Annotated in this window: 10 protein-coding genes; 2 read left to right on the top strand and 8 right to left on the bottom strand. The window is 25.6% G+C overall.

Features of this window, described 5'->3' with window-relative positions; translation table 11 throughout:
• Positions 1-102: 102 nt before the first annotated feature.
• Positions 103-1,473 (top strand): aldehyde dehydrogenase family protein, encoded by a 1,371-nt coding sequence (locus SFBM_RS01205; protein WP_007440235.1) that lies wholly within the window; start codon positions 103-105, stop codon positions 1,471-1,473.
• Between the two features lie 34 nt (positions 1,474-1,507).
• Here SFBM_RS01205 and SFBM_RS01200 read toward each other — a convergent pair whose 3' ends face one another.
• The 8 genes from SFBM_RS01200 to SFBM_RS01165 form a co-directional block, all read right to left on the bottom strand.
• The gene (locus SFBM_RS01200) at positions 1,508-3,646 is read right to left on the bottom strand and encodes a hypothetical protein (protein WP_005807313.1); all 2,139 of its coding nucleotides are present in this window, start codon (positions 3,644-3,646) and stop codon (positions 1,508-1,510) included.
• A gap of 125 nt (positions 3,647-3,771) precedes the next feature.
• Complete coding sequence (locus SFBM_RS01195; RefSeq protein WP_005807314.1) at positions 3,772-5,034, bottom strand: AAA family ATPase; 1,263 nt, start codon at positions 5,032-5,034, stop codon at positions 3,772-3,774.
• A 78-nt stretch (positions 5,035-5,112) separates the two neighbouring features.
• Positions 5,113-5,817, bottom strand: coding sequence for a TraX family protein (locus SFBM_RS01190; protein ID WP_005807316.1), 705 nt, complete (start codon positions 5,815-5,817; stop codon positions 5,113-5,115).
• A gap of 77 nt (positions 5,818-5,894) precedes the next feature.
• Complete coding sequence (locus tag SFBM_RS01185) at positions 5,895-6,620, bottom strand: SDR family NAD(P)-dependent oxidoreductase (RefSeq protein ID WP_005807318.1); 726 nt, start codon at positions 6,618-6,620, stop codon at positions 5,895-5,897.
• Positions 6,617-7,450, bottom strand: coding sequence for a diaminopimelate epimerase (gene dapF, locus SFBM_RS01180; protein WP_005807319.1), 834 nt, complete (start codon positions 7,448-7,450; stop codon positions 6,617-6,619). The genes SFBM_RS01185 and dapF overlap by 4 nt, the downstream gene beginning before the upstream one ends.
• A gap of 65 nt (positions 7,451-7,515) precedes the next feature.
• Positions 7,516-8,130, bottom strand: a complete 615-nt coding sequence (locus SFBM_RS01175) for a hypothetical protein (RefSeq protein WP_007440310.1) — start codon at positions 8,128-8,130, stop codon at positions 7,516-7,518.
• A 5-nt stretch (positions 8,131-8,135) separates the two neighbouring features.
• Positions 8,136-9,197 (bottom strand): alanine racemase, encoded by a 1,062-nt coding sequence (locus SFBM_RS01170; RefSeq protein WP_005807323.1) that lies wholly within the window; start codon positions 9,195-9,197, stop codon positions 8,136-8,138.
• Between the two features lie 68 nt (positions 9,198-9,265).
• Positions 9,266-9,961: a uracil-DNA glycosylase gene (locus SFBM_RS01165; RefSeq protein ID WP_005807325.1), complete on the bottom strand. Its 696-nt coding sequence runs from the start codon at positions 9,959-9,961 to the stop codon at positions 9,266-9,268.
• An 84-nt stretch (positions 9,962-10,045) separates the two neighbouring features.
• Between SFBM_RS01165 and SFBM_RS01160 the strand changes: the two genes are divergently transcribed.
• Positions 10,046-11,950 carry an NAD(+) synthase gene (locus tag SFBM_RS01160; protein ID WP_005807328.1) on the top strand — a complete coding sequence of 635 codons (1,905 nt, stop codon included), beginning with the start codon at positions 10,046-10,048 and terminating at the stop codon, positions 11,948-11,950.
• Positions 11,951-12,091: the final 141 nt, after the last annotated feature.

The following is a 12,091-nucleotide window of genomic DNA, read 5'->3' as shown; positions in this document are numbered from 1 at the left end:
GTAGTTTCCTCTAAATTAGTTCCAATTATTCCAAAAACAAAATCTTTTAATTTTTATTCATTTAATTTAAAATTAAGGTATATTGCAAAAATGGAGGATATTATGAGTATAAAAAGTATTTTCTACAGCCAAAAAGAGTTCTTTAATGAAGAAGCAACACTCCCAATAAATTTTAGAATGGTAAACCTTATAAAACTAAAAAAAGAATTATTAAAAAATGAAAATGAAATTTACACAGCACTGTATGAAGATCTCGGCAAATCAAAAGAAGATGCATTTATATCAGAATTCTCCCATTGTTTAAATGAAATAAACTACTTCATTAAAAATCTTCGTTCTCTATCAAAGCCAAAAAAAGTTAAAACTTCTTTTATTAATTTTAAAAGCAAGGCTTACATATATAAAAAACCTTACGGAGTATGTCTAATAATATCATGCTGGAACTACCCTCTATATCTCTCGCTCATGCCACTTATAGGTGCAATAGCATCAGGTAACACTTGTATATTAAAACTTCATCCTCTTAGCCATAACACAAACAAATTAATAGAAAAAATACTTAGAGAAATATTTGAAAAATGCTATATTTTCTCTACATATGGTGATGAAAATGAACTAAATGAACTTTTAGATTTAAACTTTGATTACATATTCGGAACAGGAAATCCAAATTTCGGAAAATTAATCTATGAAAAATCATCGAAAAATTTAATACCCATAACACTTGAACTTGGAGGTAAAAATCCTTGTATCGTACATGATGATTGCAAAATAGATGTTTCATGCAAAAGAATTGTACATGGAAAATTCCTAAATTCTGGTCAAACATGTCTAGCTCCAGATATAATATATATAAATCACAAAATTAAAGATGAATTTATACGCAAAATTATATTTTATATAGAACATTTTTACTCTGAAGATCCTCTAAATTTTAAACATTATTCAAAAATCATAAATGAACCTCATTTTATGAGATTGATTAAAATACTTGAAAATCATAGAGACAACATAATATTTGGAGGTGAAAGTTCTAAAGAAAAATTAAAAATCGCTCCAACTATTATAGATAAAAATGAAATCATCCCATGCGAAATTTTCGGTCCAATACTTCAAATTAAAACTTATGATATTTTAGATGATATTATATATTCATTAAAATGCACCCCTCCTCCCCTTGCACTCTATTTATTTACAACTAATAAAACCATAATAAATAGATTCTTAAACGTTCCATTTGGAGGTGGATGTATAAACGACACTATCGTTCATGTTTGTGAAAATAATCTACCATTTGGTGGATTGAAAAATAGTGGAATAGGTGCTTATCATGGCAGATATTCATTTGACACTTTTACTCACAAAAAAAGCATATTAATTAAATCAGTTAAAGTAGATATTAAATCAAGATATCCAAATAGCAAAAATTATAATTTAAAATTTATAAAACCCCTCTTCTCAAAAAATAAATAAGGGGCTAAACAGTCCCCTTATTTGCTTTTTAAAATTATATATCAATTTCATGATTAAGATCGTAAATATACTCCTCCCCATCATCTCCTAAATATGTAAAATGTACATCATAATATCTATCTTTACCCAATTTGAAACAAAACAAATACTCATTACCCTTAACTAAAAATTTGTGAAGAAACTTCTCTTTAAAACTACAGGAATAAAAAGTACAATTTCCTTCTATAATCATATATCTCTTTCCATAAAAAATAATAAATAAACTCATACTTAGTGTAAACTCTTCCGAAAAGCTAGTCACAAAAAGATCCATACCTTTATTATTTAAATCGCCTACATAAATACTCCATTTAGGAATTAAAGGTTTTATAAACATAGAATAAACCTTAAACCTATCGCCACCTTTTACTCTCAAATAATATAAATCACTTTTCCTTATATTTATGTCCTTAAAACATATCTTGAAATTCTCATCACCACTTATATTTACAGAGCTTATTATCTCACCATTTTTTGAGATGATCATAGCATCAAAATCACTTTTAAAATCGTTAAATAAACTCTTACTCATAATGAACAATTCATTTGATGAACTTAAATAAGCATTCTCAATAATTGAATTATTTATAAAGGCCTTTCTCTCATTATTGTAAAAACTTAACGTTGAACGATAAACTTTATTATCTTTATCGTAACACTTAAGATATATAAATTGGTTATCCAGTTTATTATGTACTCTAAGTTCAACACTCCCATGTTGTATATCAAATACCTCTTCTCGCCCGTTTTTAAATAGCCCTTTACCATGAATAAAATTATCATTAAGTATATCTAAAAATATCTTTGTATTATCAAACCTACACACACAATCGAATCTCATAAATTTAATACCTATAGAATTAGATATAACAAATAACTGAGCTATAGATCCTCCAAAATCTAAAACGTAAACCTCGCTAAACTTATTTAAAAAATTAATCTCTTTAAATAAAAATTCGCAATCATTTAATTTAACTCCTTCTATATAATTATTTGTTGGCTCTTCCCCAATATTTTGAAACTTAAAAAACTTAGGTGCTCCATCTAAATAATCACATTCACTTTTAAATAAAAAATCATACTTATTCTTATCCTTCTCTATATACTCGACATGTCCACATCTTCTCTCACTTATGAAATAATTTTCCTCACTAGAAAAATCATAATTAAAAATTATTTTATTTAACTTACTTCCATTAAATATATTTAATTCAAAGTATCCCTTCTCCTCTTTAATCAAGCATTCAAATACTAAAGTATCATTTCTTTCCCCATCTGACGACTTAAAATACAGAAACTTACCCCACACATTACATATCATATATTCATAATTATCTATATCGATTAAATTACTTAGTTTAATAAATACCTTAAGAGCTAATAATCCAAATTTTCCCTTTGATAACACCTCAAAATAAATATCTTCTACAAAATTAAATAATTCTACATTTAAATTTTCATATTCAAAAGAAAAGGAGGAATATATTTCTCCCCCAATAGTACTTATTTTAAAAGTATAAACCTCATTTGGTACAAGCCTGTTTACATTATTGACATTAAATACATCCAAAATTAAAATCTCAATCTCATTATTTTTTACCTGTAATTTAGAAACAAAATTTTTAATCTCTAGATCATTCGAATCAAAAATATGTACATCTGGCAAAACTATATTTGATAAATCAATGTGACCAATTCTTTTAGGTAAACTTATATTTAAATTTTTACCTTGATGAATTAAATTTAAATTAAGATTATCACATTCAATCTCTCTCTTAAATCCAAAAAACTCAAAAGAACTAATAACACATCTACTAACTGTATTATCATGATTCGAAAACATAGTTCTTATTTCATATATACCGTCTGACGAAAAATATGGAAATTCAGTATAATAATTTGAAATATTGTCCCTACCACAAATAAAATAAGAACCTTTATATATTTCAATCTTATCTATATATAAAAAGCCACACATTTTCAAATCATATTCTTTATATGAAATACAAATATTATTTTGTTTGATCTGAATAAAAGGATGTAATACCGTAATATCTTCACTCTTAATGTCACTATTTGAAACTCTACAACTCTTTATATCACTATTAAATAATTTCAAATTATACTTTCCCATAGTAATTTATCTCCACAATTCTATTATCATTGTTAATAAATTTTACCATATATTAATTATTTTTTCTATTATTTAATATTTAATTAAAAAAATTAAAAGATAGGGCTATCTATTAATAGATAGCCCTATCTTCCATTATTATCAAACATTTCAAATTTGAGTTGTAGATTCTCTTTTGATATATCCTCAAGTATTTCTTCTCTCATATTAATTTTAAACCCATTATAATCTACATTAAGTTTATTAACAAATACTCTATCATTATCACTATGATTAAATTCATATATCCTTACATCATTTGAGTTTAAAACATCATTTATTATGTATCCAAATCCCTCAATTTTATGCCTATTTAAATTATTGAGCAATATAAAGTTACATATTTGATCTAATATAATACTACTATTTGTAGACATGAAAATACCTGTACCTGAATTTATAATTCTAACAAGTGCACTTACAATACTTCTTTGCAATTTCAAATCAAGATGACTCTCAACTTCTTCTATAAAAAATGAAGTAATTCTTTCCTTAGACTTCAAAAATAACACAAGAGATGCAATTTCTCTAATAGAATCTGAAGCCATGCTAATTGGTATCTCTATCCCATTTAAACTGCACTTATAAGAATCATTCGTAAAAACACCTTTAACTATATCTCTCTCTATAAAATTATATATACTAGAATATACCCCATCCTCTATACATTCAAGGTTCTCAACCCGATCTATAAAATCAGATGTACTTAAATTTTGATACTTTATAGTTCTAAAAATATCATGATAACATAAAAAAGTACTTCTTCCTGAAGGTATAAAAATAGAATTAGAAATATTTGTGTCCATGAACCCATCCTCAATTATTTTATTGCATATGAGTTCCAAAACATAATCCTCATCCTCAAATAAATTGGATGGTATTTTTACATAATCCCCTTCGATTAAAATCTCATCGCAAAAATCATCTACAGATATATATACCTTTGGAAAAATTCTATAATTAGATATAAAAATATTGGAATTCTCAAACCTCTTATAATTGTTCTCAATACTTACATTGAATATCTTATTAAAAAAATCCTCCTTATTTTTAAGCAAAGACATATTAAAAAAGTTACAAAAAATATTTCCAACTTCACTATCTATATATCCTTCTCTAGTTTCTTTTAAATTCTTTATATACTCCATACATATAGAATATTCTTTAGAATCCTTATCTCCATTTTTTATTATTTCTTTAGATAATGTAAAAATACCATACACTACATTCATAACAGTACTCTTCCCGCTATTATTATCACCTGTAAAAATAATAAATGGAGCTACCTCTATTTGTAAATTATCTAGATTATCTATATCTTGCATATTAATGATATATCTTTGCTTCATAATTGAACAAACCTTTCCTTAATATATTTGTCTCTTAATTGTTACATAAATTGTATCACATAAGATCTCACATTTAAATTAAAAATAATACCAATTAGGATTAATTGTATTCCCAATTATTAAGATGATTATTATATGAATAGGATATGCTATATAAAAAAAATAATTAAAAAACTTATTTCTTAATCCAACCTTACCGTTATATAACATAATAGGTATAACTGCAAATACCATCATCCATTGATAATTTACCATGAAAATATACTTAATAAAATTAGGTACAGCTAACAAAAATGGCATTTCAATTAATGATAATATAATGTAAGACAATATCATCCAAAACTTCTTATCTCTTAAAAAATAAAAAATCAAAACCATTCCAATTCCCAAGTATGATCCCTCTGTAAACAAGGATAGTATAATTATAAAAATTATAGCAATACATGAGAATAATGTTTTCCACATGCTTCCTCTATTATTTTTAATGAACTCGATTATATCTAACATCAAAATCCCTAAAGCCATAGACAAAAATATATTCATAGGTTGCTTAAAAATAATATTTAAAATTATCATTACTATAAATGCAGCAACAAACAATCTTATAGTAAATTTCTTTCTATTCCTCGTATGAAAAAAACTCTCAACCAAAAGATAAAAATATGTAGGTGCAACAATACGTCCTAAATATGTAAAAAATATTGGCACATCAACTATGTAGTAAAAAATATGATCTAAAATCATTAAAACAAATGCTATCGATTTTAACGTGAACGCACTCATTAATTATAAATCCTCCTATAAAATTATTAAAATAATTTTAACATTTAGATATATAAAATAAAATAATTTTATAATCCTTATAACATCCATCCACCGTCTATATTAATAATTTCCCCACTTAAATTCGAATAGTCACTTGAGAAAAATTTAATACTATCAACTACATGATAAACTTCGCCAAATAATCCAAGTGGAATTTCCCCTATAATCTCCTTAATATCATCATCTTTTATATGTTTATTCATTTTTGTTTTTATAAAACCAGGAGATATCCCTATAACCTTTATATTTCTTGAGTTCATTTCCTGTGATAATGACTTTGTAAATAAATTAATACCTCCCTTTGATACTGAATATGGAATTTCACAAGAAGCACCAACTCTTCCCCAAATTGAAGATATATTTATTATCTTACCATTTTCACCCATAAAATCCTTTAAAATATACTTTGTCAAAATTATCGTATTAGTTAAATTTATATTTATTAAAGATATAATCTTATAATCATCTTGAAATATAAGCGGATTTATATCATATACCCCTATATTATTAACGAGAATATCTATTTTATTTATACCCTTATCTTTAAGATTATTTATAAATTCATATACACTATTTAAATCTTCTAAATCTAAATGGAATAATTCTACACTACTATTTATCCTATCTATCATATAAGTTCTATTGTATGTTGATATTACTCTTGCATTATTTTTAAAATACATATCACATATACCATAACCTATGTCACTAAAATATCCTGTAACTAAAACAGTTTTCCCAAAAAAGTCAAACTCCATCATAAATCCATCCTAAGAATACCATCATAAACTTTAGAAACCTTCCCTGTCATAGACACTTCCCCATTGTCATCAATTTCAACTCTAATATCTCCACCATCACATTTAACTAAAACATCAGAATCCACTAAAGATAATTTATAACAAGCACTAACGGCCCCACAACTACTTGATCCAGAAGCTAATGTATACCCAGCACCTCTTTCATATATCTTTATTTTGATAGTATTTCTATCCAATACCTCAACAAATTGAACATTAGTTCTATTTATAAACATTTCATGATTCTCAATATATGGACCGTATTTATGTATACTCTCATCATCTAATTTGTCAAATATGCAAACTGTATGTGGATTTCCAATAGTTAAAGAAGTTACCTTAAACTTCTTATCTAACACCTCTATATTCTCATTTATAACTTCCCTCTCATTCCCTGTAATTCCAATATCTTTGGAATTAAATGATACCTTACCCATAGATACCTTTATTAAAGTTCCATCATCATTTAAATATCTAACTAAAACTTCTCCTCCCTTTGTTTGAAGCCTAAAACTACTATCTTTCACATATCCCTCATCCTTCAAATATTTTGAAAATATTCTTATTCCATTTCCACTTTTCTCAGCTTCACTTCCATCAGGATTAAATATTTTTAAAAATATATCATTACCCTTAAAAATTGGTCCATACAATATACCATCAGATCCACATCCAAAATTTCTATTACAAATTTTAATTATATTTTTTTCACTCATAAGGATATCAAAATTTCTTGGATCAATAACTATATAATCATTTCCTAATGCTTCATATTTAAAAATTTTTCTCATAACTCTACCTCCTTCAAAAAATTATAACAAAAAAGCGCCATTATAAAAATCTTAATGGCGCTTTTTTAATACTCTAAAAACTCCTTTTCAAATGTATACTCAATTAACTCAAAATTTTCTACATACCAAATATCATTTTTTAAAATCATATTAAACACGTATTTATCAGTTCGTTGACCCGTCTGTGTATAAAAATATGTAACACTTCCACTTTCTAAATCATCATTCAATACAAATCTCCCAGGTTCCATTCCAGTTGGAAATGTATAATTCTTCGGTATAGTAAAAAGATTACTCTTACTAACGTCTAAAAATCTATTAATATCTTTAGAATTTCCAGAATTAACAGCATTTATAAAATATTCAACCAACTTAATATTTTTATCAGATATATCCTTCTCTAATGTTAGTTTATTCACTTCATTCTTAGCTTGATTAAGCTCATCATTTAAACGATTATAATAACTATTTCTCTCATAATTCTCAACATTTATTCTTTGTAGTCTTTCTTCAAGTATAGAATATTGTTTTTGTATACTCATATAATCATCAAAATAAACTAAAAAAATAGATAAAGAAATAACTATAGTAAATACTAAGGATAAAATTAAAAATATAACTACTCCCATCAATTTATTAGTTTCTCGGTCCCTCTTATTATTAAACAAATATGTAGACAAAAAAATCACTCCTTAATTATATATTTTTTATGTATAGAGCTATCTCCGAGTATAGGAGATATGCAAACTTTTAAATAATCACCTATCTCAAGCCCTTCTCCATCAACAAGCGTTAAATTCATATTACTACTTCCAAGTATTTTAACTCTTGTATTCCCTTTATATATCTCACATGGTTTAACAAAATATCTATATACAAATTTTAATAAATCATATATAAAATTCCTCTTAAATTCTCTATAAAATCCTATATGGTGTATATTTCCAATACCAAGTATGCACACATTTGTATCATCTTTTAACTTAACCTTATTCCCATATCCTACATATTCGCCCTTTTTAACCATATAAGAAGATATAACTTTTGAATAATAGTTAAAACTCTTAGATATTCCTAAACTCGATCCATCATATCCATATATTAAATTTCCAATTCTTATTCCATCGCAAAAATCTGCCCTCTCCCTGATATTTTTATTTATAAATCCCTTTGAATTTAAAACATGTATTAAATACTTCCCCTTATATTTTAAAACAGCATTTTTAAACATATCTATCTGATTTAATGTATATTTTTCATCTTTTGCATTATGTAAATGGGTATATATACCAGTTATATTTATATTATTATAATTATTTTCTACATATCTTATAAATTCATTTAATTCTTCAATCTTTATTCCTTTTCTATTCATCCCAGTGCATACATATATATGTGCATTTATATTTAATTCCTTAGGTATAAAATCTAAAATTTCCCTATTATCTATAGTTACAGTAAACTTTTCTATTAGCGGATTTTTAAAATATTCCTTCATAATAATTGGAGTTAGTATTAAAATTTCATTTTCAATCCCTATATTATAAAGCGTTATAGCTTCATCAATATCTGAAACACCAAATAAATCTACCTTTTCCTTAATAAAATCGCATATTTTATGGATCCCAAGCCCATATGCATCCCCCTTAACAACTGCTATAAATTTTTTATTCCCCAAAATATTCCTAATTATACCAATATTTTTATCTATATTATATAAATTAACTTCTAAATATAAATTTTCCACTTAAAATCATATCTCCCAATAATATTTTTTATATTATTTCATCAAAAGTATTTTCTATAATTTAAATTTCAATTTATCTTCCAATCAATTTCACCTACTAAGTGATCTTTTAAATAATCGTTAGTCTTTGAAAATGGTTTTGATGTAAAAAAACCCTTATGAGCTGAAAGTCCACTAGGATGGGATGATTTTATTATTAAATGTCTATTTTTATCTATTAATTTTTCTTTTTTCCTAGCAAAATTACCCCATAAAATAAAAACTAAATTACTCCTATTTTTACATAAATTTTTTATAATACTATCTGTAAATATACTCCACCCTATATCTTTATGAGAATTTGGGAATCCTTCTCGTACAGTTAATACAGAATTTAAAAGTAGTACACCATTTTCACACCACGAACTTAAATCCCCATGACATGGTATACTTATTCCCAAATCATATTCAAGCTCCTTAAAAATATTTCTAAGCGAACTCGGTATTTTTATATCTTTATCACAAATAGAGAAAGATAATCCATGTGCTTCATTTTTCTTATAGTAAGGATCTTGCCCAATTATTACACACTTTATCTCATGAAAATCCCTATATTTAAATGCATTAAACACGTCACTCTTTTTAGGGAAAATAGTATTATTTTCATATTCATCTTTTAAATCACTCATCAATCTTTTAAAATATTCATGCTGACTTTCTCTTAATATAATTTCCCTGAACTTCTCTTTAACCTTTAAAATATCAAATTCCTTCAACAAATCCACAAAAATACCCCTGACCTATACAAAATTTATCCCTATACAATTTAGTATAAAAACTATATATTTTAATTTCAAGGAGTGAATTAAATGAATTTTTTAAGAGTTAGTGCATCGAGTATAAATACAAAGGTATGCGATATTTCTCACAATGTGTCAAATATTAAAAAATGCATAAATAAAGCATTAAATGATAAATCAAAACTCATTGTATTCCCAGAGCTCTCAATAACATCCTACTCTTGTTTTGATATGTTCCTAAAAAGAACTACTCTCGAAAAAAGCTATGAAGGTATCAAAGAAATCTTAGATTTTTCAAATAATAAGGATATTTTAATTATTATTGGAAGCATTTTTGAATACAATAATTTGCTCTTCAACTCAGCATTTGTGGTACACAAAGGAAGAATTCTCGGTATTATCCCAAAAACATATCTCCCAAACTATCAAGAATTTTATGAAAAAAGATATTTTTCAGAAGGCTTTATAAAATGCATAGAAGTTTCATTCATGGGCGATAAAACATACTTCGGAACCGATATTTTATTTTGTTATAAAGATATTAAAATAGGAATTGAAATTTGCGAGGATCTATGGGCTCCAATACCAAATAGCTCATATCTTGCAATAAATGGAGCAAACATAATATGTAATCTATCTGCATCAAATGAAACAAGCTTCAAACATGAATATAGAAAAAACCTGATTAAATATCATAGTTACAAAATAAATGCAGCATACATATATGCAAATTCAAGCCCATCTGAATCAACAACAGATATTGTATTTTCATCTTATAACGCCATATATGAAAATGGTGAGCTAATTAAAGAAAGTAATAGATTTTTATTTGAGAACACTGTATGCTCAGGATTAATAGATATAGAATACCTAAACACTAGTAGAATTAATAACATAACATTTAGAGATTCATTTAAATATTACAAGCGAGATATTAAAATAATTAATATCCCATTTGACGATATTTCATATGGAGAATTTGATAAAAAAATAAAATTAAACCCGTTTATATATGAGAATCATGAAAAGAATAAAGAATTATTTGAAGAGATATTTATTATGCAAAAATGCTCACTTGAAAAGAGATTGTCTCACATAAATAGTTATAAAATTATACTTGGAATAAGTGGGGGATTAGACTCAACCCTTGCACTTATATCATCATATAACGCATTTAATCTCATGAACATAGATATCAAAAATATAATAGCTGTGACAATGCCAGGATTTGGAACATCAAATAAAACTAAAAATAACGCAATAAATCTATGCAAAGAATTAAATGTTACATTAAAATCTATAGATATAACAAAATCAGTTAAACAACACTTTAAAGATATTAATCATAATGAAAATATTTTTGATATAACTTACGAAAATTCACAGGCAAGAGAAAGAACACAAATTCTCATGGATTTATCAAATAAAGAAGGTGCAATACTTTTAGGTACAGGAGATCTATCTGAAATAGCTTTGGGATTTTCGACCTATAATGGAGATCACATGAGTATGTACAACATAAATTCATCTATTCCAAAAACATTAATAAAACATTTATTAAAACATTATTATGAAAATTATCCAATATCTGACAATATAAAAAAAATACTCATAGATATCATAAACACTCCGATATCACCAGAACTTCTTCCTACAGATAGCAATGATAAAATTTTACAAGAAACTGAGAACATCGTAGGTCCATATGAATTACATGACTTTTTCATATACCACTTTATGAAACACAATGCCTCATTTAATAAAATAGAATTTTTAGCTCTAAATGCATTTAAAGACATCTATCCTAACGATATCATAAAAAATTCATTAAATATTTTTATAAAAAGATTTTTTCAAAATCAATTTAAGAGATCAGCCATGCCTGATGGTCCAAAAATAACTGAAATATCACTCTCTCCAAGAGGAGATTTTAAGATGAGTTCAGACTCTTCATATAATTCTTTTATAAACTAAAGAGGAAGTGCAAAATGCACATCCTCTTTTATTAACAAAGACCTCTATATATAACAATATAATAATGTTTAAAAAAATAATTTTAATATTTTCTTATTTTCCGTTAACACAAATTACTTAAAATGAATAATATACCCTATA

The sequence above is a fragment of the Candidatus Arthromitus sp. SFB-mouse-Japan genome, assembly GCF_000270205.1.
Lineage (GTDB): Bacteria > Bacillota > Clostridia > Clostridiales > Clostridiaceae > Dwaynesavagella.
Note: the sequence above shows the minus strand (reverse complement) of the source record. Positions and strands in the feature narration are given on the sequence as shown.